Here is a 24,764-nt window from a genome sequence, read left to right on the forward strand (position 1 = left end):
TAGGCTGACCCCCGTGAAGGTCCTCGTCATCGGAAACGGCGCCCGCGAACACGCCCTGTGCCGTTCCCTGTCCCTCGACCCCGACGTCACCGCGCTGCACTGCGCCCCCGGCAACGCCGGCATCGCCGAGGTCGCCGAGCTGCACCAGGTGGACGCCCTGGACGGCACCGCCGTATCCGCGCTGGCCGGCGAGCTGGGCGTCGATCTGGTCGTCGTAGGCCCGGAGGCGCCGCTCGTCGCGGGGGTCGCCGATGCTGTGCGCGAGGCGGGGATTCCGGTCTTCGGCCCCTCCAAGGAGGCCGCGCAGCTGGAGGGTTCCAAGGCCTTCGCGAAGGAGGTCATGGCGGGGGCCGGCGTCCCCACGGCCCGGTCGTACGTCTGCACCACGCCCGCCGAGGTCGACGAGGCCCTGGACGCCTTCGGCACGCCGTACGTCGTCAAGGACGACGGGCTCGCCGCAGGCAAGGGCGTCGTCGTGACCGACGACATCCAGGTGGCCGCGGCGCACGCCAACGCCTGTGAGCGCGTCGTCATCGAGGAGTACCTGGACGGCCCCGAGGTCTCCCTCTTCGCGATCACCGACGGCCAGACGGTCGTCCCGCTCCAGCCCGCCCAGGACTTCAAGCGCGCGCTGGACGGCGACGAGGGCCCGAACACCGGCGGCATGGGCGCGTACTCCCCGCTGCCCTGGGCCGACCCGAAGCTGGTCGACGAGGTCCTGCAGACCGTGCTCCAGCCCACCGTCGACGAGATGCGGCGGCGCGGCACTCCCTTCTCCGGCCTGCTGTACGCCGGTCTCGCGATCACCAGCCGGGGCGTACGGGTCATCGAGTTCAACGCCCGCTTCGGCGATCCCGAGACCCAGGTCGTGCTCGCCCGCCTCAAGACCCCGCTCGGCGGCGTCCTGCTCGCCGCGGCGAACGGCACCCTCGACGTCCTCGAACCCCTGCGCTGGAGCGACGACGCCGCGGTCACCGTGGTCGTCGCCTCGCGCAACTACCCGGCCACCCCGCGCACCGGCGACCCGATCACCGGCCTCGACGAGGTGGCCGCTCAGGACGCCCCGCACGCATACGTCCTGCACGCCGGCACGAAGCGCACCGGCGACGCGATCGTCAGCGCGGGCGGCCGCGTCCTCTCCGTCACGGCCACCGGCAAGAACCTCACCGAGGCCCGCGACCGCGCCTACCAGGCCGTCTCCCGTATCCACCTCGACGGCTCCCAGCACCGCACGGACATCGCGGCGAAGGCGGCGGGCGCGTAAACGATCAGGTCCGGGCCAGGACCCGAAAAAACACCCATAACCACCCCAAAATGCCGTCACCGGCCAATCCTCAGGCCCCGAATCCGTATATGGATCCGGGGCCTGATCCTCGCTGTCCGTCATCCACCTCTCCCCAAAGCCATTCCATCGAGTGACCGGTGCCCCATACGGCTGACGAGGGCCGGGGCCCCAACTAGGGTGCGGCGCAAGCGTTCCGGCACTTGGCCCACCGGCATTGCGATGTCAGTGGTGGGTGCCACAGTGGGGGAGTGAGCAACGCCAGGGCAGTCCGCGGCGGCCACAGTGACGGGCACCGTCACGACGGGCGTCGCTCTTGCCGCCGTATGGGACAGCAGGGAGGGGGTGACGACCGATCATGACCGGTATGCGTGGAGAGGCGGGCACACAGTCCGCGCGCTCCCGGGCTCTCGCCGTGCTGCACATCCGCAGCCGGGCGCTGGCCGTCGCACTGCTGCCCGCGGCACTCGCCGTGGTGCTGCTGGCCGGCGCGTCCACCGGCCATCTCGTGGGCGCGGGCTGGCACGCCGCGCGCTGGGTCGTGACGCCGGTCGCCGTGCTCGTGCTGCTCGCCGCCGGCGGCATCGCGCTGGTTGTCGCCCGCTCCCGCCCTGCCGTGAGCCCGACGGTCCCGGTCGGGGAGGAGTCGGCGCCGGATCTGTACCGAATGGTGCGCGACCTCGCCGACCGCCTCGACGTCCCGGCCCCCTCCGCCATAGCGCTCACACCGGACTGCGACAGCTGGCTGGAGGACCGTACGCACCTGTCCCACGGACCGCCCCCGCCGGGGGACGACGACATGGCGGGCCTGGGCAAGCACGCCCACCGTCGCAGCGCCACAGCGCCCGTCCTGGTCATCGGCTCGCCGTTCCTGTGGTGGATGCGTGTCGGTGAGCTGCGCGCGGTCCTCGCCCCGGTCGTCGCCGGTACGGGACCCTCGGCGCACCCCGACATAGCGGCGGCCCGCCGTTTCGTACGGGGGCTGGACGCGGCGGTGGCCGTCACCTCGGCGCCTCATCGCGGGCCCGTGGCGCGCACGGTGCTCGCGGGTGTCGGCTGGGTCGCCCGCGTCCTGCTGCGCAGCTGCCGGGGGCATGCGGCGGAGATGGAGCGGGGCGTGGCCGCCGCTGCCGCCGAGCGTGCACAGGCTGTGGACTACGGGCTGCGGATCGTCGCGCAGGAGCAGGTAGGGCTGGCGTACGCGGGCTGGGACCGGCTGCTGACGCGGGTCGCGCTGCCCGCCTGGCGGATGGGCCGCTGGCCGTCCCGGCTGGACGCGGGCGTGGTGGCCGCGCTGACCGAGCTGTCCCGCCGTGACCGGCTGGCCGAGGGGTTCGCCTCCCGGCTCGGCGAGCGCCCCGCCTGCGACCTGCTCGAAGAGCCCGGCGCGGTGGACGAGGCCGCTTCACTCCTCGCCGCCCGCCTCTTCCACGGCGGCCCCGCCGAGCCCGGCCCCGACTGGTCCCCGGTGGACTGGCAGGAGTATCCGGAGGAAGTCGTCGACCGCAAATGGCGCACCGACGCGGCCCGCCTCCACCGCGTCCTGGACGCCCTCGGCGTCCGCCGCTCCCCCGGCCATACCGCCCCGGAAGCCGACGACCACACCCTCGCCCGCGTCCTCGACCACCTGTCGTCCACACCGAACACCGAGGCCGACACCGACAACAACGCCGGCCCGCACATCAACGCCGAGCCCCACACCCACACCGGCACTGACCCCGGCCCCGCTACCAACCCCAGCACTGCCCCCGCCCCCGCCCCAGACACCACCACCACGCCCACCCCCACCGAACGCACCTCCGCCCTCGCCGCAGGCCTCACCGCCGAACTGGCCCGAGAAGAAGCGGCAACCCCCACCAACCGAACAGCGTCCTCAACCGCAGGCCAGGGCCCCGACACCGCGCTCTGGGACGACGGCACGCTCTCGCTCTTCCCGCTGCAACAACCCCGCACCGCCCGCGAACTGCTCGCCGACCACGTCACGGCGATGGTGTGCTGCGCCGCGATGGACACCGCGGGGGCGACTCCCGGCCTTGACTGGCTCGACGGTCCGTCCCTCATCGTCAACGGAGAGCGGGCCGCCGACCTGACCTCCCGAGTCCTCAGCCTGATTGAGGACGGTGACCCTGCACCGCTGCGGGCCTGGCTGGTGGAGTCGGGGATACGTCCGGAGAAGCCGGTCCGCCTCGCCTGACGGGTCCCCGTCGGAAGCCGGGGCCGCCTCCGGTGACGGACCTTCGTCGGAAGCCGGGGCCGCCTCCGGGGCCGCCTCCGGGACCAGGTCCCACCGGAAGGTCGGATTCCACTTTCGGCCAATTCGCAACGAATAGTGACAGCCTGCGTGCGTTATGTGATGTGCTGGGACCGATAGCGGACATGGCAAGGGCTTGCGACATAAGACAAGCACACGAGGCACGAACGGAGCGCGCGAAACAACCCGCACGAAACAACCCGCACGAAACAACCCGCACGAATCACAACGCACACGGGGCCCAAGGGAGGGGAGCGATCATGGGGTCGCAGCAGATTCGCCGCTGGGAGTCGGGCGCGCTGGCGCACGCGGTCACGGACCCCTTCGGCCAGGGCCCCGTCCCCTGGCTGCGCGGCAGCGAGACCTATTTCGACGACACCGGCCAGGTCGTCCCCTGGTATGTGGATCCGGGCCCCGCGCAGTCGACCGGCGAGAACCCCCGCGTTCCCGCCGGTCCAGCCGTTCCCGCCGGTCCAGCCGTTCCCGCCGGTCCAGCCGTTCCCGCCGGTCCAGCCGTTCCCGCCGGTCCAGCCGTTCCCGCCGGTCCAGCCGTTCCCGCCGGTCCAGCCGGTCCAGCCGTTCCCGCCCCGCGTTCGGCCACCGGCGGCGGCCCGCGCGCCGCCGACGACGTCAAGCGCCAGATCAAGGGCTTCGTCTCCACCGGCGCGGTCGCGCCCGGCGAGGCCATCGACTTCCACATCACCGTCGACCCGCCCCAGGAATTCGGCGTCGACGTCTACCGCATCGGCCACTACGGCGGCGACGGCGCAGCCAAGATCACCACCAGCCCCCGTCTCTCCGGCATCGTCCAGCCACCCCCGCTCACCGCCGACCGAACCGTCTCCTGCCACCACTGGTGGCTGTCCTGGCGGCTGCAGATCCCCTCCTACTGGAGCGTCGGCGCCTACGTCGCCGTCCTCACCACCGCCGACGGCTACCGCTCCCACGTGCCGTTCACGGTCCGCGACAACCACCCCGCGGATCTGCTGCTCCTCCTGCCCGACATCACCTGGCAGGCCTACAACCTCTACCCGGAGGACGGCCGCACCGGCGCCAGCCTCTACCACGCCTGGGACGAGCAGGGCCGGTTGCTGGGCGAGGCCGATGCCGCGACCACGGTCTCCTTCGACCGCCCGTACGCCGGCGCGGGCCTCCCCCTGCACGTCGGCCACGCCTACGACTTCATCCGCTGGGCCGAGCGCTACGGCTACGACCTCGCCTACGCCGACGCCCGCGACCTGCACGCAGGCCTCGTCGACCCCGCGCGCTACCGCGGCCTGGTCTTCCCCGGCCACGACGAGTACTGGTCGCCGGCGATGCGCCGCACCACGGAACTCGCCCGCGAGCACGGCACCTCCCTGGTCTTCCTCTCCGCCAACACCATGTACTGGCAAGTGGAGCTGGGCCCGTCCCCGTCCGGCGTTCCGGACCGTCTGCTCACCTGCCGGAAACGGAAAGGGCCGGGCAGGCCGGTTCTCTGGCGCGAGATCGACCGCCCCGAGCAGCAACTCGTCGGCATCCAGTACGCGGGCCGCGTCCCCGAGCCGCACCCCCTGATCGTGCGCAACGCCGAGCACTGGCTGTGGGAGGCGACCGGCGCGCACGAGGGCGACGAGATCGACGGCCTGGTCGCGGGCGAGGCCGACCGCTACTTCCCGCGCACCCCGCTCCCCGAGCACGAGAACCGCATCCTGCTCGCCCACTCCCCGTACCGCGACAGCGAGGGCGCCTTACGCCACCAGGAGACCTCCCTCTACCGCGCCCCCTCAGGCTCGCTGGTCTTCGCGTCCGGAACGTTCGCGTGGTCCCCGGCGCTGGACCGACCGGGCCACGTCGACGCCCGCATCCAGCGCGCCACAGCAAACCTCCTGGACCGCATCTGCAAACGTGACTGAGCCGTCCCGGACGGTCCCGGACGCACGGCGGCCGAGAAACGGCCGTCGCCCCCTGCCCCACACCCCGGCCCAAGGCCGATCTCCGGCATACGGGAGAATCAAGCCCATGAGACAGACCCACGGGGAGGAACCGTGTCCGGATTCGTAGAAAAGCCCGAGCCGATCCAGGTTCCGGGTCTGGTGCACCTGCACACCGGCAAGGTGCGCGATCTGTACCAGAACGAGGCGGGCGACCTCGTGATGGTCGCCAGCGACCGCATGTCGGCGTACGACTGGGTGCTCCCCACCGAGATCCCCGACAAGGGCCGCGTCCTCACCCAGCTGTCGCTGTGGTGGTTCGACCAGCTCGCCGACCTGGTGCCCAATCACGTCCTGAGCACCGACCTCCCCGCCGGCGCCCCCGCCGACTGGCAGGGCCGCACCCTGATCTGCAAGTCGCTGCGGATGATCCCGGTCGAGTGCGTGGCCCGCGGCTACCTCACCGGCTCGGGTCTCGCCGAGTACAACGAGTCCCGTACGGTCTGCGGCCTCGCCCTCCCCGAGGGGCTGAGCGACGGCTCGGAGCTCCCCGCTCCGATCTTCACCCCCGCCACCAAGGCGGCCGTCGGCGAGCACGACGAGAACGTGTCGTACGAGGAGGTCGCCCGCCAGGTCGGCGCGGACACCGCCGCCCAGCTGCGCCAGGCCACCCTCGCCGTCTACGGCCGCGCCCGCGACATCGCCCGCGACCGCGGGATCATCCTGGCGGACACGAAGTTCGAGTTCGGCTTCGAGAACGGCGACACTCTCGTCCTCGCCGACGAGGTCCTGACCCCCGACTCCTCCCGCTTCTGGCCGGCCGACCAGTGGGAGCCGGGGCGCCCGCAGCCGTCGTACGACAAGCAGTTCGTCCGTGACTGGCTGACCTCGCCGGAGTCCGGCTGGGACCGCAAGAGCGAGCAGCCCCCGCCGCCGCTGCCCCAGCACATCGTGGACGCGACCCGCGCCAAGTACGTGGAGGCGTACGAGCTGCTGACGGGCATGAGCTGGGCCTGAACGCAAGGGACCCCGGTCGGAGGGACCGACCGGGGTCTCATACAAAGACTCATACAGAGCGGACGACGAGGTTCGAACTCGCGACCTCAACCTTGGCAAGGTTGCGCTCTACCAACTGAGCTACGTCCGCACTGCGCCATGGCGCGAGAGCAACTATACCCAACCTCGCTCACGTGCGAGCCGTACGGCGGCATGCCGGTTCTCCGCCCCGAGCTTGGAGACGGCCGACGACAGATAGTTGCGTACCGTCCCCTGCGACAGCGAGGCCCGCTCCGCGATCTCCGATACGGGCGCCCCGTCGGCGGCGAGTTCCAGCAGCTCGGCCTCGCGCGCGGTCAGCGGCGAGTCCCCGGCGGAGATCGCGTCGGCGGCCAACTCCGGGTCGACGTAACGGTTCCCGGCGTGCACCGTGCGGATCACCTCCGCGAGCCGCCGCGCGCTCACCGTCTTCGGGACGAACCCGCGCACTCCGGCCGCCAGGGCCCGCTTCAGATGCCCCGGTCGGCCATGACTGGTCACGATCAGCACCTGGCACGCCGGCAGTTCGGCCCGTAGCGATGTGGCGACCTTCACACCGTCGGCGCCGGGCATCTGAAGATCGAGCACGGCGACGTCGGGCGCATGCGCCCGGGCCATCGCCAGCGCCTCCGGCCCGGTGGCCGCCTCGGCGACGACCAGGAGATCGTCCTCCAGCGCGAGCAGCGCGGCGAGCGCACCTCGGATGAGGTGCTCGTCGTCGGCGAGCAGCAGCCGGACGGTCATGAAGCGACCTCACTGACCACGGCACTGACTACGGCACTGACCACGGCCGTAGTCACCGGCACCTCGGCCACCAGCCGGAACACACCCTCCCGCACCGGTCCCGCCTCCAGCGTCCCGTCCACCGCCGCCAGCCGCTCCCGCAGCCCCGCGAGCCCCGAACCACCGGAGCCGGAGCCGGACCCGGAGCCGGACCCGGAGCCGGACGCGGTACGGGCCCCGTCGTTCTCCACGGCGAGCACCACCCGCCCCTCCCTCCTCCGCACGGACACCGCACACCGGCCGGCATCCCCATGCCGCAGCACATTCGTCGTCGCCTCACGCACCACCCACCCGAGCGCCGACTGCACCTCGACCGGCAGCCCCTCGGTCGAGCCGGACACCTCGCAGCCGATCCCGGCCGCCGTCAACACGCCCTGCGCACCGGCGAGTTCGACCGACAGATCGGATTCCCGGTATCCCCGTACGACATCCCGCACCTCCCGCTGCGTCTCGTGCGCGATCCGCTGCACCTCGATCATCTGCTCCACGGCCTCCGGCCGCTCGCGCCGCGACAACTGCACGGCCAGCTCGCTCTTCAGCGCGATCACCGCGAGATTCCGCCCCATCACGTCATGCAGATCGCGTCCGAAGCGGAGCCGCTCCTCGGCGACGGCGAGCCGGGCGCGGGTCTCGCGGGCCTCGTCGAGTGCGTAGACGGCGTTGAGCAGCCAGACGGAGAAGACGGACGCATAGGACAGGAAGCCGGCGCCGGCCAGCACCGCGACGGCCGTGGCCAGCGCGGCGGTCCCGGCGGCACCCAGCAGGAGCGGCACCAGAGCGGCGCCCGCGGTGAAGCCCGCCACCAGCATCAGCACGCGCCGCCGGTCGCGGATGCCGAGCGTCACGATGCCGACGCCGTAGATCACCACCGTGCCGATGATGCCGCCCGCGGCGGTGTCGGAGGCGGAGCCGGGCAGGCCGCGATGGGCGAGCAGCAGCGAGCCGGTCCCGATCAGCGCCGTGACCGCCCCCAGCGCCCACAGCAGCCGCAGGGGTTGCGGGCGGCGACCGCGCGTCCAGTCGAGTGCCCGGGCCACGGTCCACGTACCGAGCAGGGCGTGCGCGCACACCGTCACGAACAGCCACGCCGCGAGCGGGTTCCCCACTTCGCCGAACCCGGCCACCCCGACCGTCGCGACCTCCACCACGGCGAAGCTGTGGAACGACCACCGCGTGTACGTCTCCACCTTCGCCGGCGTGCTCTTGCCCCGCCACCAGCCCTCCGGCCCCCGCATACCCTCGCTCCTCCCGTCCGTCAGTGCCGCGGCTCCCACCGAAACCACCGCCGTACAGCAAACACCGCGGCCAGAGTCCAAGCCAGCGCGAGCGTCATGGAGCCGAGCGCCTCGCTCGCCGAAAGGTCCCCGCTCCAGCCGCCCTGCACCAGCTTCATCACCGGAGACAGCGGCAGCAGTGCCAGGACGGAGGCCAGCCGGTCGGGCAGCACTTCCATCGGGACGGCGATGCCGGAGCCGAACATCGACACGAACAGCAGCGGCAGCGTGGTGACCTGCGCGCTCTCCACGGTCCGCGAGTAGCTCGCGGTGAAGGCCGCGAGAACCACGCACATCACCAGTCCCAACAGCACCCCCAGGACGGCGAGATGCACGGCCTCGGGCGCCGGTACGTCGACCAGGACCGTCAGTCCGACCGCGAGCAGCAGAGACTGCAGCAGCCCCGTCACCACGGCCGGTATCGCGGCCCCCGCCAGGATCTCGGTATCCCGCAGCTCGCCGGTGCGCAGCCGCTTGAGGACGAGTTCTTCACGCCGGGCGGTGAAGATCGCGGTGAGTGACATATACACGGCGAACAGGAGCGAGAACCCGATCGCCGCGTTGAGCATCACCAGCCCGACGGTGAGCCCGGCCTCATCGAGATCCGACTCCGGAAACGCCGACCGCGTACTGATCGGCACCACCAGCGGCACGAACAGCGCCGAGAAGAGCGTCGCCTTGCTGCGCCCGAACAGCGTCAGCTCGGCGCGGGCGAGGGCGCCCATACGCCCCGCGGGAGTGGTCACCGTACTCACACGTGCTCCGGTACTCACACGCGCTCCGGTACTCATACGCGCTCCCTCTCGGTGGCGGGAGCTCCGGACGCCTCCCGGGCGATCCGCAAGAACGCCTCCTCCAGCGAGGCCGCGCGCACATCGAGGCGGTGCAGCTCGACCCCGGCCCGCGCGGCCCACATCAGCACACCGGTGGCCGTCCGCTGCAGCTCCCGGGTCCGCAGCCGTACGACGCGTCCGTCCACCTCGTGCCCGCTCACCCCCAGCTCGGCGAGCGGCGGCAGGTCTCCGACGAAGTACCCCGGGGGCAGCTCGAAGGAGATCCGGGACGGCTGGGACGCCGTCACCTCGGCGGGCGTACCGGCCGCCGCGATCCGCCCGTCATGCATGATCGCCAGCCGGTCGGCGAGCTGCTCGGCCTCCTCCAGATAGTGCGTCGTCAGCAGGACGGTCGTACCGCCCTCGCGCAGCGACCGCACCAACTCCCAGGTGTCCCGGCGTCCTTCGGCGTCCATCCCGGTCGAGGGCTCGTCCAGGAACAGCACCTCGGGGTTGCCGAGCAGCGCGAGCGCGAGATCCAGGCGCCGCCGCTCACCCCCGGACAACTGCTTCACCCGTACGCCGGCCCGCCGCACCAGCCCGACCAGCCCCAGCGCCTCTTCCGTGGGCCGCGCCCCGCTCGTGCAGGCCGCCCACATCCGCGCCGTCTCGGCGACGGTCAGCTCGGACGGAAACCCGCCCTCCTGCAACATCACCCCGGTCCGCGGCCGTACGGCGGCCCGGTCGACGTACGGATCATGGCCCAGCACCCGCACCCGGCCCCCGGCGGGCGTGGCGAGCCCCTCCAGCAGTTCGACGGTCGACGTCTTGCCGGCCCCGTTGGTGCCGAGCAGTGCGAAGAGCTCGCCGCGGGCCACGGAGAAGCTGACCCCGCGCACCGCCTCGAACCCGCCCCCGTACACACGCCTCAGGTCGGTGACCTCGATCACGTGCTCGTGTTCGTTTGAGTCCATGACCTCAGCGTGCCGTCGGACCGGGCCCGGCAGCAGTGCACGCTGTCACCACTCGACATGACAAATGTCAGACGGCCGGAAGGACTGAACGGCCGGAGGGACGGTCGGAGGGACTGAACGGCCGGAGGGACGGTCGGAGGGACTGAACGGCCGGTAGGGCAGACGCGGCACGAAAAACCCCGGTCGGATCGACCGGGGTCTTCGAAAGAGAGCGGACGACGAGGTTCGAACTCGCGACCTCAACCTTGGCAAGGTTGCGCTCTACCAACTGAGCTACGTCCGCACTGCCTCCGACCGGCTCTCACCGATCGGCGCGAGCACCAGCCTACCTGATCCACGACAGTGGTCCGGACGGCAGTGCAGAGCGGGTGACAGGAATTGCACACTGCGCCTTCCCCCTGGAAGGGGGATGTTCTACTACTGAACTACACCCGCATGTACTCCGTGAGCTGGACCTTTTCGGCCCTGCCCGGCGGCGTGCTCCAGACTCTAGCTGATCGGCGGGGGTGCAGCGCAAGTCGGTTGTCCCCAGGGCCCGCTGACGCGTCCTGAGGACAACGGCGGTCGGCACTTCACTGGGCGGCGGCGAACGCCTCGTAGATCCTCTTGGGGATCCGGCCGCGTGCCGGTACGTCCATCTTGTTGGCCTGGGCCCAGGCCCGGACGGCCGCCGGGTCGGGGGCGACCTCGGTCTGCCGGTAGGCCTTGCCGGACCGCGACCGCTTGCGGCCGGCCTCCACGTACGGCGCGAGCGCCTTACGCAGTTTCTTGGCATTGGTTTGATTCAGGTCGATCTCGTACGACTTGCCGTCGAGTCCGAAGGCGATCGTCTCCGCCGCTTCGGAACCGTCGATGTCGTCAAAGAGGGTGACCACGACCTTCTGCGCCACGAATATCGGTCCCTTCATGCGGCACTTTGCCAATTCATTTGTACAGTGCCCGGCAATGCAATGTGAAGTCCGACTAAATCCCTCCGCGTGTCCAAAATCAAGAGGGAGCCCGAGCGACTTCGATTGAGGGTGGTGGTGGGAGACCGGTGGGCGCAATAGCTATCGGGTGTCGATCGGGGATCTTTCCCGGAAATTTTCGTGCGCTCGGCTCCCGATGCCGGATCGTGACGGCAATCACGTAGGAACCTACAAGTCGACGCGCGTAGAAATTTTGTGCGGGTAGTCTGAAGGCACTGCAGGAACCTGCTCAGCACCACAACACCGGGAGTGCCAGTGGCACGCGTCGTAGTCGACGTCATGCTCAAGCCGGAGATCCTCGACCCCCAGGGCCAGGCGGTGCAGCGCGCACTGCCGCGGCTGGGTTTCGAAGGCATCTCGGACGTACGTCAGGGAAAGCGATTCGAACTGGAAGTTGACGGCCCGGTCGACGAGGCCACGCTCGCCCGCATCCATGATCTTGCGGAATCCTTCCTCGCCAACACCGTGATCGAGGACTTCACGGTCAGGGTGGAAGAAGTGGCGGAGGCGGCCAAGTGACCGCTCGTATTGGCGTCGTCACTTTTCCGGGCAGTCTCGACGACCGGGACACTCGGCGTGCGATCCGACTCGCGGGTGCCGAACCCGTCGCTCTCTGGCACAAGGACAAGGACCTCCACCAGGTCGACGCGGTCGTCCTCCCCGGCGGTTTCTCCTACGGCGACTATCTGCGGGCCGGCGCCATCTCCCGCTTCTCGCCGGTGATGGAGACGGTCATCGAACAGGCGAAGGCCGGCCTCCCCGTCCTCGGTATCTGCAACGGCTTCCAGATCCTCACCGAGGCCCACCTCCTCCCGGGCGGGATGCTCGGCAACGACCACCTCCACTTCATCTGCCGCGACCAGAAGCTGCGGGTGGAGAACGCGGACACCGCCTGGACCAGCGACTACACGGCCGGCCAGGAGATCCACATCCCGCTGAAGAACATGGACGGCCGGTACGTCGCCGACCGGTACACGCTGGACAAGCTGGAGGCCGAGGGCCGGGTCGTCTTCCGCTACCTCGACTTCAACCCGAACGGCTCGCTCAGCGACATCGCCGGCATCACCAACGAGGCCGGCAACGTCGTAGGCCTGATGCCGCACCCGGAGCACGCAGTCGAGCCGCTCATCGGCTCCGGCCGCACCGACGGCCTCCCCTTCTTCACCTCGATCCTCAAGAAGCTGGTCAACGTATGAGCCGGACGCCTCTGGACACGGTCGAGCACGCGGCCGCGACCCCCGACGTCGAGCTGCCCTGGGCCGAACTCGGCCTGAAGAAGGACGAGTACGAGCGGATCGTCGAGATCCTCGGCCGCCGCCCCACCGGCGCCGAACTCGCCATGTACTCGGTCATGTGGTCCGAGCACTGCTCGTACAAGTCCTCCAAGGTCCACCTCCGCCAGTTCGGCGAGAAGGCCCCCGAGTCCGACGCGATGCTCGTCGGCATCGGCGAGAACGCGGGCGTGGTGGACGTCGGCCAGGGCTACGCGGTCACCTTCAAGGTCGAGTCGCACAACCACCCCTCCTACGTCGAGCCCTACCAGGGCGCGGCCACCGGCGTCGGCGGCATCGTCCGCGACATCATCGCGATGGGCGCCCGCCCGGTCGCCGTGGTCGACCCCCTGCGCTTCGGCGCCGCGGACCACCCGGACACCAAGCGCGTCCTGCCGGGCGTCGTCGCCGGCATCGGCGGCTACGGCAACTGCCTCGGCCTGCCCAACATCGGCGGCGAGGTCGTCTTCGACTCCTGCTACCAGGGCAACCCGCTGGTCAACGCCGGTGCCATCGGCGTCATGCGGCACGAGGACATCCACCTCGCGAAGGCGTCCGGCGCGGGCAACAAGGTCATCCTGTACGGGGCCCGCACGGGCGGTGACGGCATCGGCGGCGCGTCGATCCTGGCGTCCGAGACCTTCGACACTGCATCTGACAGTGCCTCCGGCACGGGCAAGCCGTCGAAGCGGCCCGCCGTCCAGGTCGGCGACCCCTTCCAGGAGAAGCTGCTGATCGAGTGCACGCTCGAAGCCTTCAAGGAGAAGCTGGTCGTCGGCATCCAGGACCTCGGCGCGGCGGGCCTGTCCTGCGCCACGTCCGAGCTGGCGTCGAACGGCTCGGGCGGCATGCGCGTCACCCTGGACGACGTCCCGCTCCGCGACTCGACCCTCTCGCCCGAGGAAATCCTCATGAGCGAGTCGCAGGAACGCATGTGCGCGGTCGTGGAACCGGAGAAGGTCGACCGCTTCCTGGAGATCTGCGAGAAGTGGGACGTCATCGCCACGGTGATCGGCGAGGTCACCGACGGCGACCGCCTTGAGATCCACTGGCACGGCGGCAAGATCGTCGACGTCGACCCGCGCACGGTGGCGCACGAGGGCCCGGTCTACGAGCGCCCGTACGCCCGCCCCTCCTGGCAGGACGAGCTGCAGGCGGACGACGCGAACAAGCTGCCCCGCCCGGCGAGCTCGGACGAGTTGCGTGACCATGTCCTGAAGCTGGTCGCCTCCCCGAACCAGGCCTCCAAGAAGTGGATCACGTCCCAGTACGACCACTTCGTGCAGGGCAACACGGTGCTGGCCCAGCCCGAGGACTCCGGAATGATCCGCATCGACGAGGAGACCGGCCTCGGCGTCGCGATCGCCACGGACGGCAACGGCCGTTACGCGAAGCTGGACCCGTACGCGGGCGCCCAGTTGGCCCTCGCCGAGGCCTACCGCAACGTGGCCACGACGGGCGCCAAGCCGCTCGCTGTCTCCGACTGCCTGAACTTCGGCTCGCCCGAGGACCCGGCGGTGATGTGGCAGTTCGCGGAGGCGGTACGGGGTCTTGCGGACGCCTGCCAGCAGCTCGGCACCCCGGTCACGGGCGGCAACGTCTCCCTCTACAACCAGACCGGCGAGGCGGCCATCCACCCGACCCCGGTGGTCGCGGTCCTCGGCGTCATCGACGACGTCACCCGGCGCACGCCGGTCGCCTTCCAGGAGGAGGGCCAGCTGCTGTACCTCCTCGGCGACACGCGTGAGGAGTTCGGCGGCTCGGCCTGGTCGCAGGTGATCCACGACCACCTCGGCGGCCTGCCCCCGCAGGTCGACCTGGAGCGCGAGCGCATGCTCGCCGAGATCCTGATCTCCGCCTCCCGCGACGGCATGATCGACTCCGCGCACGACCTGTCCGACGGCGGCCTGATCCAGGCGGTGGTCGAGTCGGCACTGCTCGGCGGCAAGGGCGCGCGTCTGGTCGTACCGGAGGGGCTCGACGCCTTCACGTTCCTCTTCTCGGAATCGGCGGGGCGGGCGGTTGTCGCCGTGCCGCGTTCGGAGGAGGTCCGCTTCAACGACATGTGCGGCGCGCGGGGCCTGCCGGTGACGCGCGTGGGTGTTGTGGACGGCGACGCGGTGCAGGTCCAGGGCGAGTTCCAACTGTCACTGGAGGAACTGCGATCGGCACACGAGGGGACGATCCCGGCGCTGCTGACCTGACGCCCGCGCTCCTTCTTGTCGAAGCCTCCGCTCCGGCGGGGGCTTCGTCACTTCCAGAGGGTGTCCGGGCGACCGTGCACACGCCCGGCAGTTCAGCGAAAGAGGCCTGCTTGTCGTATGTGACCTCGACCCTCGCGGTCGCCCGCAGCCGCTGCGATGATCAGGTCGTGCGCGCCGCGAGGTCTGCCCACGCGGCGCACGTGGGCGAGTAGCCGCGCATGGTGCCGTGCGATGACGAGGGTGGGCGCAGATGCGGGTCCGGTGCAGGCACTTCCGACACATGCGCCCGTACGCTTCACCGTGCCGTACCGCGGGAACGGCGTCCGCCCGACCCCGCAGATGTCGCACAGGGCGTCGTCCTCACTCGCCTTGGCGTGGTTGATGCCGATCTCGCTCCTGTGAGGGACGTACAGCCAGGACACTCCCCACTCCAGCAGCGTGTGCCGCTCTCGCGGGTTGTGCGCCGGGTACGGCGATGGGGGCACCGAGAGTGCCGTGGCCGGCTCTGTCGTGCGTCGGCGCCGGAAGAGGCGGCGGCGGAGCAGTGCCCTCATGACTCCCGCCCACGGGCGACGAGTTCGGTCTCGCTGACGAGTCACTGCCGCTCGGTGTGGTCGGCCAGCCGGGTCCACAGGAACGCGTGCTCGGCGTCCATCCCGGCGTAACCGGAGCCGACCGGGACGACGCCTCGCCCGCTGCCGGCAACGGCACCTCCACCTCCAGTTGATGGACGGCCCCGACCCGGACACCGCCCACGGCCTCCCCTTCACCTGGCGCGGGATCGGCGTTCCCCGTAACGGTGAGACGTTCGAGGCGCCGGTGACGGAATCGCGGGCCGCATAGGCTTCCCCCATGCCCCCGGCCAGGAAACGCCCCCGCACCTACGACCCCGCCAAGATCCGCGCCGCCGTGCTCACCCAGTTCGGGCACGTACAAGACGCCGTACGCACCCTGACATCCGACCAGCTCGCGTTGCCGACGCGGCTGGGGCAGTGGAGCGTACGGGAGCTGGTGGCGCACACGGGGATGGCGCCGGCGGCCGTGGTGCGGCTGCTCGACGAAGCGGAGCCGGCGCGGCAGGACGCGGTGCTGTCCGATTGGCTGCCCGCGATCGCCGACGCCGCCGACGACATCGCCGGCACCGCCCGGCTGCGGGCCGAGCAGTATCCGGACCTGGGCAGCCACCTCACCGACATCGAGCGGGAGTTCACGGCCCGCATCGCCGCAGAGCCCGACAGCCGGCTGCTCCCCACCAGCGCGGGCGCCCTGACGCTCGCCGACTACCTGGTCACCCGCACCGTCGAACTCGTCGTCCACACCGACGACCTCAACGCCGCCGTCCCCGGCCTGGACATCCCGTACGACCGCCAGGCCCTCGCCGCCTGCACCCGGCTGCTCGCCGACGCCCTCGCCGCCAAGGCGCCCGGCGGCTCGACCGAGGTGCGGATCCCGCCGTACGCCGTGGTGCAGTGCGTGCAGGGCCCGAGGCACACCCGCGGCACCCCGCCCAGCGTCGTCGAGACCGACCCGCTCACCTGGATCCGGCTCGCGACGGGGCGGGTGGAGTGGAAGGATGCCGTCCATGACGCCAAGGTCAGCGCCAGTGGGGAGCGGGCGGATCTCGGGCCGTTCCTGCCGCTGCTTCGCTGACGTCGGGCATATGACAGTCGGGCACATGACAACAGAGTCATGACGGACCGAACCCATGGCCCGCCCCGCGCGTCAAAGAGCCATGAAGCGGACAGCGAAGAACATGACGTACTCCGCCGCCGCGGCCCTGGCCGGTACCGCCGTCCTGGCCGCCTGCGGCACGGAGTCCGGCAGCAGCACGGCCGGCGAGGGCGAGACCAAGGACGTCTCCACCATCGCTGACACCCGCTGGGTGCCCCAGAGCGTGACCGTCGACGGCAAGGACTACACCCTGCCCGGGGCGGACTCCTTCGACCTTGAGGACGCCCGCATCACCTTCAAGCCGGGCGCGGCCGACCCGGGCGTCCCCGGCGGCGAATCCGGAGGCACGGTCGGCTGCAACCACTTCGGCGCCGACATCGAGATCGAGGGCGACACGGTGAAGGTCTCCGACCTCGTGACGACGAACATGGGCTGCCCCGGGCCCGTAGGCGAGTTCGAGGCGAAGTTCCTCCACGTCTTCCGCGGGAGCCTCAAGGCCGCCACAGGAGAGCACGACGGCACCAAGACTCTCACCCTGACCAGCGGAAACGGCGACCGCATCAGCCTCCGTGAGGGCACCTCCGGGACCGCCCCGCCTCTCCAGGGCACCCGGTGGACGATCAACACCCTGCTGTCGCGCGAGAGCGGCGATCCGGTCGCCGAGTCCCTGCCGGCCGGGGCGAAGGCCCATCTCACCCTCACCAAGAACAACACCGTCACCGGCAGCCTCGGCTGCAACACCTTCAACGCCAAGGCCACCGTCAAGGACGGCACCATCGAGATCGGCCCTCTGGCGACCACGCGCATGGTGTGCTCGGAGCCGGTCATGAAGACCGAGCGGGAACTCACTGAGATCCTCTCCGGCAAGGTCTCCTACCAGCAGAAACACAAGTCCCTGACCATCACCCGGTCCTTCGGCGAGGGCCTTCTGGCGCGCGCGAAGTAAGCAAGCCCACTCCTCACGCATTCGGACCAGTGGTCGATCTCGCCTACACTCGGAGCCGTGCCACGTGGTGACGGTCGACTCAATCACGATCTGCTCCCCGGCGAGAAAGGCCCCCAGGACGCGTGTGGCGTCTTCGGTGTCTGGGCTCCGGGCGAAGAGGTCGCAAAGCTCACGTACTTCGGGCTCTACGCCCTCCAGCATCGGGGCCAGGAATCCGCGGGAATCGCGGTCAGCAACGGCTCCCAGATCCTCGTCTTCAAGGACATGGGCCTCGTCTCCCAGGTCTTCGACGAGACCTCGCTCGGTTCGCTCCAGGGGCATATCGCGGTCGGTCACGCCCGCTACTCGACCACCGGTGCCTCCGTGTGGGAGAACGCCCAGCCGACGTTCCGCGCCACCGCGCACGGCTCCATCGCGCTCGGCCACAACGGCAACCTGGTCAACACCGCCCAGCTCGCCGAGATGGTCGCCGACCTGCCCAAGCAGGAGGGCCGCACCCCGCGCGTCGCGGCCACCAACGACACCGACCTGCTCACGGCGCTGCTCGCCGCCCAGGTCGACGAGGGCGGCAAGCCGCTGACCATCGAGGAGGCCGCCCACTCGGTCCTCCCGCAGGTGCTCGGCGCCTTCTCCCTCGTCTTCATGGACGAGCACACCCTCTACGCCGCCCGCGACCCGCAGGGCATCCGCCCGCTGGTCCTCGGCCGCCTGGAGCGCGGCTGGGTCGTCGCGTCGGAGTCCGCCGCCCTCGACATCTGCGGCGCCAGCTACGTCCGCGAGATCGAGCCGGGCGAGTTCGTCGCCATCGACGAGAACGGCCTGCGAACGTCCCGATTCGCGGAAGCGAAGCCCAAGGGCTGTGTCTTCGAGTACGTCTACCTGGCCCGCCCGGACACCGACATCGCCGGCCGGAACGTATACCTCTCCCGCGTGGAGATGGGCCGCCGCCTGGCGAAGGAAGCGCCCGTCGAGGCTGACCTCGTCATAGCGACCCCGGAGTCCGGCACCCCGGCCGCCATCGGCTACGCGGAGGCCTCCGGCATCCCCTTCGGTGCGGGTCTGGTGAAGAACGCATACGTCGGCCGTACGTTCATCCAGCCCTCCCAGACGATCCGCCAGCTCGGTATCCGGCTGAAGCTGAATCCGCTGAAGGAAGTCATCAAGGGCAAGCGCCTGATCGTCGTCGACGACTCCATCGTGCGCGGCAACACCCAGCGGGCCCTGGTCCGCATGCTCCGCGAGGCGGGCGCGGCGGAGGTCCACATCCGGATCTCCTCGCCGCCCGTGAAGTGGCCCTGCTTCTTCGGCATCGACTTCGCCACCCGCGCCGAGCTCATCGCCAACGGCATGACGATCGACGAGATCGGCACCTCCCTGGGCGCCGACTCCCTGGCGTACATCTCCATCGACGGCATGATCGAGGCGACCACCATCGCCAAGCCGAACCTCTGCCGCGCCTGCTTCGACGGCGAATACCCGATGGAACTCCCGGACCCGGAGCTGCTGGGCAAGCAGCTCCTGGAGACCGAGCTGGCCGCGGGGCCCGCCGCCACGGCCGCGGCCGACGCGATCCGTCGCCCGTAAGCCACGCAGAAACCAACCCGAAAGATCCCAGGCAATGTCTGAGACTCATGCTGCTTCCGGTGCTTCCTACGCGGCTGCCGGCGTCGACATCGAAGCGGGCGACCGCGCGGTGGAGCTGATGAAGGAGTGGGTGAAGAAGACGCAGCGCCCCGAGGTCCTCGGTGGCCTCGGCGGTTTCGCCGGCCTCTTCGACGCCTCCGCCCTGGGGCGCTACGAGCGTCCGCTGCTCGCGTCCGCCACCGACGGCGTCGGCACCAAGGTCGACATCGCGCGTCAGATGGGCGTCTACGACACCATCGGCCACGACCTGGTGGCCATGGTGATGGACGACATCGTGGTGTGCGGCGCCGAGCCGCTGTTCATGACCGACTACATCTGCGTCGGCAAGGTCCACCCCGAGCGGGTGGCCGCCATCGTGAAGGGCATCGCCGAGGGCTGCGTCCTCGCCGGCACCGCTCTGGTCGGCGGCGAGACCGCCGAGCACCCCGGCCTGCTCGGCCCGGACGACTTCGACGTCGCCGGCGCCGGCACGGGCGTGGTGGAGGCCGACCGGTTGCTCGGCCCGGATCGTATCCGTACGGGTGACACGGTGATCGCCATGGCGGCCTCCGGCCTTCACTCGAACGGGTACTCGCTGGTACGGCACGTGCTGCTGGACCGCGCGGGCATGGCGCTGGACGCCCAGGTGGCCGAGTTCGGCCGCACCCTCGGCGAGGAACTCCTGGAGCCCACCAAGATCTACTCGCTGGACTGCCTGGCCCTGACCCGGACGACGGATGTGCACGCGTTCAGCCATGTCACCGGTGGTGGACTGGCGGCCAACCTGGCCCGCGTCATCCCGGACGGCCTGCACGCGATCGTCGACCGCTCCACCTGGACCCCCGCACCGGTGTTCGACCTCGTCGGCAGGACCGGCGACGTGGAGCTGCTGGAGCTGGAGAAGACCCTGAACATGGGCGTCGGCATGATCGCGGTCGTCCCGGAGGAATCCGCGGACGCGGCCCTGGCGACCCTGGCCGACCGCGGTGTGGAGGCATGGGTGGCCGGCGAGATCACGGACAGGGGTGATCACGGGACGGGCGCGGCCCTCGTAGGGGACTACGCGAGCTGAGCAGCACAGAAAGCTGAGCAGCACAGAAAGCTGAGCAGCGCAGAACCCGGCCGGTGACCGAAGCCACCGACCGGGCTGATGCTCAGTGCAAGGTCAAGCGCCGCGACGTTGCTGCGAGGACTCGTCGTCCTCGTCCTCGTCGTCGTCCTCATAGAGGTCGGCGTACCGCGAATAGAGCTCGTCGTCCTGCTCATCGTCCTCGAAAGGCTCGCCGTTCGGCGGCTGATTCGATGTCGACGATGCGCCCAGCTCCTCGGCCAGGCGTGAGAGGTCTGTCCCACCGCTGTTGTACTTCAGCTGGCGGGCGACCTTCGTCTGCTTGGCCTTGGCCCGGCCGCGCCCCATGGCTCGACCCCCTCAACGACGGGGCTCAACGGCCCCAGAGTCTGACACGCGTTCATGATCCGGAACGGACTCTCCGTGGAGAGGCCGGTCCGTAGGGCTTCCACGGTACCTGAGCCCGCGCCCATACGGTACGTCGCCCGCAGCAGCCGCGTGTGCACAGAACCTTCGAGGCGCCCCGTCCTCGCTGGTCAACCGCGATTTTAACCACTTCCTGGCGGTCGACCCGCCGATCGAAGTGAGAGTTCTCTCTAAGTGCCCACCGACGGGTACCGGTCAAACCTCCCGGACCGGCCCGGGAGCACTCAGCGTCCGCGCTCGGCCGCCGCCTCGTGCATCCGCTGCTCGGCGATCCGGTCGGCCGCGGCGGCCGGCGGGATGCCATCCGCCTTCGCACGTGCGAATATTGCCAGCGTGGTGTCGTAGATCTGCGCCGCCTTCGCCTTGCACCGCTCGAAGTCGAAGCCGTGCAGCTCGTCGGCGACCTGGATGACGCCGCCCGCGTTCACCACGTAGTCGGGCGCGTAGAGGATGTGGCGGTCGGCCAGGTCCTTCTCGACACCCGGGTGGGCCAGCTGGTTGTTGGCGGCGCCGCACACGATCTCGGCGGTGAGCACCGGCACGGTGTCGTCGTCGAGTGCGCCGCCCAGCGCGCAGGGGGCGTAGATGCCGAGGCCGTCGACGCGGATCAGCGCCTCGGTGTCGGGGACGGCCAGCACACCGCGGTGCCGCTCGGTGATCCGCCGTACGGCCTCCTCGCGCACGTCGGTCACGAAGACCTCGGCGCCCTCCGCCACCAGGTGCTCCACCAGATGGCGGCCGACCTTGCCGACGCCCGCGATGCCGATGCGCCGGGCCCGCAGGGAGGGGTCGCCCCACAGGTGCTGGGCGCTGGCCCGCATGCCCTGGTAGACGCCGTACGCGGTGAGGACGGAGGAGTCGCCGGCGCCGCCGTTCTCGGGCGAGCGGCCGGTGGTCCAGCGGCATTCGCGGTGGACGACGTCCATGTCGGCGACGTAGGTGCCGACGTCGCACGCGGTGACGTACCGGCCGCCGAGCGAGGCCACGAAACGCCCGTAGGCGAGCAGCAGCTCCTCGGTCTTGTCGCGCTCGGGGTCACCGATGATCACGGCCTTGCCGCCGCCGTGGTCGAGCCCGGCCATGGCGTTCTTGTACGACATCCCGCGGGACAGGTTGAGCGCGTCGGCGACGGCCTCCTCCTCGCTGGCGTACGGGTAGAAGCGCGTACCGCCGAGCGCGGGGCCCAGGGCGGTGGAGTGGATGGCGATGACGGCCTTGAGGCCGCTGGCTCGGTCCTGGCACAGCACGACTTGCTCATGGCCGCCCTGGTCCGAATGGAACAGGGTGTGCAGGACGCCGTCGGTTACGTCGGTCACGGTGGTGACTCCTGGGTAAGTAGCGGCGGTTGGGACGGGCCCCCGTAGGGGTGGCGGGGGCGGCCAGGGCCGGTCCGGCGGATCAAGCCGGCGCGCGGGGTCTCACCTGCGCTGATGAGGTGCCGTTCCGTGCAGTCGGCCTGATCCGCCGGACAGGCCCCAGCACGAGATTAGAGCCTGTACGCCCCGCCGGCCGCGACGTGCTCAGGATCACCTACTTCCGGAGTACGCCCGTGCGACGATTTGCATAGTTTTCCCGCACGTTTGTGAGCGGGTTCCGCAGGTTTTCCTGGCAGACGGCAGGGGAGGGAGCAGGCGTGCCCAAGGTGTCCTCGGTGATCGTCCCGTACGCGACCTATCTGCGCGTGTACGAACCGCTGGCCGCCTTCCCGGAACGGGAGCGCGACCACTGGGCGCGCTACGCCCGGCGCCCCGACCGGCCCACCTACCAGGACGAACTCCGCCGCGCCCTGGCCGACTTGCTGCCCACCCCGCCCGTCCCGGTGCCGGTGCACGAGAGCAGCGACGCCTTCGTGCTGGAGGTCGACGGGGTGGTCTGCGTCTGCCCCTGGCGCACCCGGCTGCGCGGCTGGCAGGCGCTCGGCGACCTCGCCGAGGAGCTCCCGCCGCCCGTCCTGGACGCGGTCCTGCCCCCGGTCGTACGGCGCCAGGCCACCCAGGACTACGAGCGCTGGCTGGCCCGCAACCCCGACGCCCGCCCGTGGATCCGCACCTCGACCTGGCAGGTGCCGCTCCACTGGTTCGTGCTGGTCGTGGACGAGGAGCGGCGCTTCGACAAGGGCTCCGGCGAGATTCCGCCGATGCTGCGCTACCGGACGCCGATGGTGCAGGCCCGGCGGCGGGTGGCGCGGGCGCTCAGGACGCTGAAGGACGCCATCGACGAGGGGCCGCTGATCGACGGCCTGATGGACGTGGGGCGCTGGCTGGAGGAGTTCCATCCGCGCTCGCTGGTCGAGCTGGACTACGGCGGCCTGGTGCACACCCTGTCGGCCGGCGAGCTGGAGGACGACCACTCGGCCGCCGATGTGGCCGAGGGGATCGCGGCGCTGCGGCAGGGGGACGGGGAGACGGCGGGCGAGGCGTACGGCCGGCTCGTGGAGCGGTGGCGGTCGGTGCGGGACCGGCGGTCGGCGAACTGACATCCGGAGTTTGATCGCCGTTCGGCGGTAGGACGCCTGACCTGCGGTCGGGGAACTGACGTTTGACCTGACGCCCGTTTTGGGGTTTCGTCCTCGTCCTGAGGTTCCTGAGGTTTCGTCAGCAGCGGACGTAGGCCCCGATCCGGGCGTATGTCCCAAGCGTGACGGACCGCACGTACGCGGCCCTTGCCTCCCTTGCCCCTCCTCATGTCAAAATAGGACAAGGAGTCCGGGGAGGGCTCCGTCCGTCCCGCTGTGTTCCACTGTGGGCGGAATCTCAGCATTGCCTGCTTTGGGGGGTCTTGCGACTCCTGATCGTCCTGTGACTGATCGTCACAGTGGCGTGACTGTCCGCTATGGCATGGTCCATCGGCTTCCGTCGCCGATGAACACCTGGGGGGCAATTCCATCGGTTTGGCCGACGCGGCTGGACAGATGGTGTAGTTGTAGTGCCGAGGACAAGCCGTTCGTCCTATAACCGACTCGTCCCGCGTCCGCCATTTCGGGCAACGCGGGTCAAGGTGCAGAATTTAGAGGAAAGAACCGAGAACGATCGGTTCTCCCGAGGAGGCCGCTCATGACCGCTCGCACCCCTGATGCCGAGCCGCTGCTGACCCCGGCTGAGGTCGCCACCATGTTCCGCGTGGACCCGAAGACGGTCACGCGGTGGGCGAAGGCCGGGAAACTTACGTCGATCCGCACGCTCGGCGGGCACCGCCGCTACCGCGAGGCGGAGGTCCGTGCGCTGCTCGCGGGCATTCCGCAGCAGCGCAGCGAAGCCTGAACAACTGAATAAACCGGGCAAATCGGCAGGTCCCCCCATCGGCCGAGGTGCTCGGAAACCTAGCTCCAAGCGACGCGGGTTCTGCCCCAACAGGGCCCACGCCCAGGCTCCACAGAGCTTATGAAGCACATCACAGGGTGCGTCGTCGATCGCGCTGGACTCCGCCGGGTCCAGCGCGATCTTTTTTGTGCCCTGTCGCGACTGGTTCGGCAGGCTCTGTGAGCGACCTTGTCGGAGTCTGGGGAGGGGTGTCGGATCTCCTGTGTACCGGCTCTGAGGAGACGCCTCAGGCGGGTGCAATTGCACATATTAAATTGACCTGTTGTAGGTGCCGGTTAAAAACCGATGTTTGAAAAACTTGCCCAGTGACACCCGTCACACCGCGGGACTCTTGTTGCCTCGGGCTCCCGTGCGCTATTGAGCGTCACACGCTCCAGCGTCCCAGCGCAGGGCCGGTGTTGGCCCGGGCCTTCGTGTCTTCCTCACGCGGGCGATGGGCTTTCGTCCTCCACGGCCTCCTGTGGATCCTGGGCGGCCCGTGGGGGCGTGTCCATCGCCAGCCGCAGCAGCTGGTGACAGATCGGGCAGTGGCGCGTCAGATGGCGATAGGAAGAGGCGGCTGCCAGATGCGCACGAAGCAACGCCCGCGTCTCGTGCCTAGCCGATGCCGCCATACCCCACCTCCGTCGGGCCGCCGGGGAAGCGCCCCTGGTTTCTGGGTACCGAGGGATGGAGACGGCGTCAAGACGGCGTCAGGGGGCCGCCGCGAAGCAAGGCGAGAGCACGACAAGGCCCGGCTCCGAAGACCCGGGCTCTCTCCATGCTGCGTGGGGTCATGAAGGAGGCCCGCAACTTTGCTCGTTGCGGGCCTTGCTCTTCTCGCTGCGGTCCTGACGGGATTTGAACCCGCGGCCTCCACCTTGACAGGGTGGCGAGCACTCCAAACTGCTCCACAGGACCTGGTTTCGCGGCACTTGTCGGTGCGTTGTGCTGCGAGAAGAGACTGTACAGGAGGGGGGCCGCCTGGTCGAACTCACTTAG

At 70.1% G+C, this 24,764-nt stretch carries 21 protein-coding genes, 4 tRNA genes and 1 pseudogene; 14 read left to right on the top strand and 12 right to left on the bottom strand.

Annotation, left to right across the window (positions count from 1 at the left end):
- Positions 1-13 precede the first annotated feature (13 nt).
- From purD to GFH49_RS37495, 4 genes are all read left to right on the top strand, one after another.
- Positions 14-1,264: a phosphoribosylamine--glycine ligase gene (gene purD, locus GFH49_RS37480; protein ID WP_155060520.1), complete on the top strand. Its 1,251-nt coding sequence runs from the start codon at positions 14-16 to the stop codon at positions 1,262-1,264.
- A 376-nt stretch (positions 1,265-1,640) separates the two neighbouring features.
- Positions 1,641-3,476 (top strand): hypothetical protein, encoded by a 1,836-nt coding sequence (locus tag GFH49_RS37485; RefSeq protein ID WP_155060521.1) that lies wholly within the window; start codon positions 1,641-1,643, stop codon positions 3,474-3,476.
- A gap of 317 nt (positions 3,477-3,793) precedes the next feature.
- Complete coding sequence (locus GFH49_RS37490) at positions 3,794-5,428, top strand: N,N-dimethylformamidase beta subunit family domain-containing protein (protein ID WP_155060522.1); 1,635 nt, start codon at positions 3,794-3,796, stop codon at positions 5,426-5,428.
- Positions 5,429-5,560: 132 nt separating this feature from the next.
- Complete coding sequence (locus tag GFH49_RS37495) at positions 5,561-6,463, top strand: phosphoribosylaminoimidazolesuccinocarboxamide synthase (protein ID WP_155060523.1); 903 nt, start codon at positions 5,561-5,563, stop codon at positions 6,461-6,463.
- A gap of 57 nt (positions 6,464-6,520) precedes the next feature.
- Here GFH49_RS37495 and GFH49_RS37500 read toward each other — a convergent pair.
- From GFH49_RS37500 to GFH49_RS37535, 8 genes are all read right to left on the bottom strand, one after another.
- Positions 6,521-6,593, bottom strand: a tRNA-Gly gene (locus GFH49_RS37500).
- Positions 6,594-6,616: 23 nt separating this feature from the next.
- A complete protein-coding gene (locus GFH49_RS37505; RefSeq protein ID WP_155060524.1) occupies positions 6,617-7,225 on the bottom strand; it encodes a response regulator transcription factor in 609 nt (202 codons plus the stop codon).
- A complete protein-coding gene (locus tag GFH49_RS37510) occupies positions 7,222-8,499 on the bottom strand; it encodes a sensor histidine kinase (RefSeq protein WP_155060525.1) in 1,278 nt (425 codons plus the stop codon). The genes GFH49_RS37505 and GFH49_RS37510 overlap by 4 nt, the downstream gene beginning before the upstream one ends.
- A 20-nt stretch (positions 8,500-8,519) precedes the next feature.
- Complete coding sequence (locus GFH49_RS37515; protein WP_155060526.1) at positions 8,520-9,329, bottom strand: ABC transporter permease; 810 nt, start codon at positions 9,327-9,329, stop codon at positions 8,520-8,522.
- Entirely contained in the window at positions 9,326-10,285 is a 960-nt protein-coding gene (locus tag GFH49_RS37520) for an ABC transporter ATP-binding protein (protein ID WP_155060527.1), read from the bottom strand. Before GFH49_RS37520 ends, GFH49_RS37515 begins: the two co-directional genes overlap by 4 nt.
- Positions 10,286-10,495: 210 nt before the next feature.
- Positions 10,496-10,568: transfer RNA gene (locus GFH49_RS37525), tRNA-Gly, on the bottom strand.
- Positions 10,569-10,648: 80 nt separating this feature from the next.
- Positions 10,649-10,720: transfer RNA gene (locus GFH49_RS37530), tRNA-Gly, on the bottom strand.
- 137 nt (positions 10,721-10,857) lie between these two features.
- Positions 10,858-11,175, bottom strand: coding sequence for a histone-like nucleoid-structuring protein Lsr2 (locus GFH49_RS37535; RefSeq protein WP_155060544.1), 318 nt, complete (start codon positions 11,173-11,175; stop codon positions 10,858-10,860).
- A 333-nt stretch (positions 11,176-11,508) separates the two neighbouring features.
- Between GFH49_RS37535 and purS the strand changes: the two genes are divergently transcribed.
- The 8 genes and pseudogenes from purS to purM all read left to right on the top strand — a co-directional run bounded on the left by purS (position 11,509) and on the right by purM (position 20,040).
- Positions 11,509-11,772, top strand: coding sequence for a phosphoribosylformylglycinamidine synthase subunit PurS (gene purS / locus GFH49_RS37540; RefSeq protein WP_155060528.1), 264 nt, complete (start codon positions 11,509-11,511; stop codon positions 11,770-11,772).
- Positions 11,769-12,449, top strand: a complete 681-nt coding sequence (purQ, locus tag GFH49_RS37545; protein ID WP_155060529.1) for a phosphoribosylformylglycinamidine synthase subunit PurQ — start codon at positions 11,769-11,771, stop codon at positions 12,447-12,449. The genes purS and purQ overlap by 4 nt, the downstream gene beginning before the upstream one ends.
- Positions 12,446-14,728, top strand: coding sequence for a phosphoribosylformylglycinamidine synthase subunit PurL (purL, locus tag GFH49_RS37550; RefSeq protein WP_155060530.1), 2,283 nt, complete (start codon positions 12,446-12,448; stop codon positions 14,726-14,728). Before purQ ends, purL begins: the two co-directional genes overlap by 4 nt.
- A gap of 663 nt (positions 14,729-15,391) precedes the next feature.
- Positions 15,392-15,571 (top strand): annotated as a pseudogene (locus GFH49_RS40875) (M23 family peptidase); the annotation flags it as partial.
- 9 nt (positions 15,572-15,580) lie between these two features.
- Positions 15,581-16,378, top strand: coding sequence for a maleylpyruvate isomerase family mycothiol-dependent enzyme (locus GFH49_RS37560; RefSeq protein WP_155060531.1), 798 nt, complete (start codon positions 15,581-15,583; stop codon positions 16,376-16,378).
- Between the two features lie 82 nt (positions 16,379-16,460).
- The gene (locus GFH49_RS37565; protein WP_155060532.1) at positions 16,461-17,345 is read left to right on the top strand and encodes an META domain-containing protein; all 885 of its coding nucleotides are present in this window, start codon (positions 16,461-16,463) and stop codon (positions 17,343-17,345) included.
- Between the two features lie 57 nt (positions 17,346-17,402).
- The gene (gene purF, locus GFH49_RS37570) at positions 17,403-18,929 is read left to right on the top strand and encodes an amidophosphoribosyltransferase (protein ID WP_155060533.1); all 1,527 of its coding nucleotides are present in this window, start codon (positions 17,403-17,405) and stop codon (positions 18,927-18,929) included.
- A gap of 34 nt (positions 18,930-18,963) precedes the next feature.
- Entirely contained in the window at positions 18,964-20,040 is a 1,077-nt protein-coding gene (gene purM, locus GFH49_RS37575) for a phosphoribosylformylglycinamidine cyclo-ligase (protein WP_155060534.1), read from the top strand.
- Between the two features lie 93 nt (positions 20,041-20,133).
- Here the strand turns inward: purM and GFH49_RS37580 are convergent, their stop codons facing one another.
- Together GFH49_RS37580 and GFH49_RS37585 are read right to left on the bottom strand one after the other, a co-directional pair.
- Positions 20,134-20,385 carry a DUF3073 domain-containing protein gene (locus GFH49_RS37580; protein ID WP_155060535.1) on the bottom strand — a complete coding sequence of 84 codons (252 nt, stop codon included), beginning with the start codon at positions 20,383-20,385 and terminating at the stop codon, positions 20,134-20,136.
- A 302-nt stretch (positions 20,386-20,687) separates the two neighbouring features.
- Entirely contained in the window at positions 20,688-21,779 is a 1,092-nt protein-coding gene (locus GFH49_RS37585; RefSeq protein ID WP_155060536.1) for a Leu/Phe/Val dehydrogenase, read from the bottom strand.
- 317 nt (positions 21,780-22,096) lie between these two features.
- On the opposite strand from GFH49_RS37585, the gene GFH49_RS37590 reads away from it, so the two are divergent.
- Positions 22,097-22,939 carry a DUF8083 family protein gene (locus GFH49_RS37590; RefSeq protein WP_155060537.1) on the top strand — a complete coding sequence of 281 codons (843 nt, stop codon included), beginning with the start codon at positions 22,097-22,099 and terminating at the stop codon, positions 22,937-22,939.
- Positions 22,940-23,516: 577 nt separating this feature from the next.
- A complete protein-coding gene (gene bldC, locus GFH49_RS37595) occupies positions 23,517-23,723 on the top strand; it encodes a developmental transcriptional regulator BldC (protein ID WP_003949541.1) in 207 nt (68 codons plus the stop codon).
- A 482-nt stretch (positions 23,724-24,205) separates the two neighbouring features.
- Here bldC and GFH49_RS40880 read toward each other — a convergent pair whose 3' ends face one another.
- Both GFH49_RS40880 and GFH49_RS37605 read right to left on the bottom strand, forming a co-directional pair.
- On the bottom strand, positions 24,206-24,397 hold the full coding sequence (locus GFH49_RS40880; protein WP_155060538.1) for a DUF6274 family protein: 192 nt from the start codon (positions 24,395-24,397) through the stop codon (positions 24,206-24,208).
- Positions 24,398-24,608: 211 nt separating this feature from the next.
- Positions 24,609-24,683 (bottom strand) — tRNA-Asp (locus GFH49_RS37605).
- Positions 24,684-24,764 lie beyond the last annotated feature (81 nt).

Origin of the sequence: Streptomyces blattellae, assembly GCF_009709555.1 — a bacterium.
In the GTDB taxonomy this organism is placed as follows: domain Bacteria; phylum Actinomycetota; class Actinomycetes; order Streptomycetales; family Streptomycetaceae; genus Streptomyces; species Streptomyces blattellae.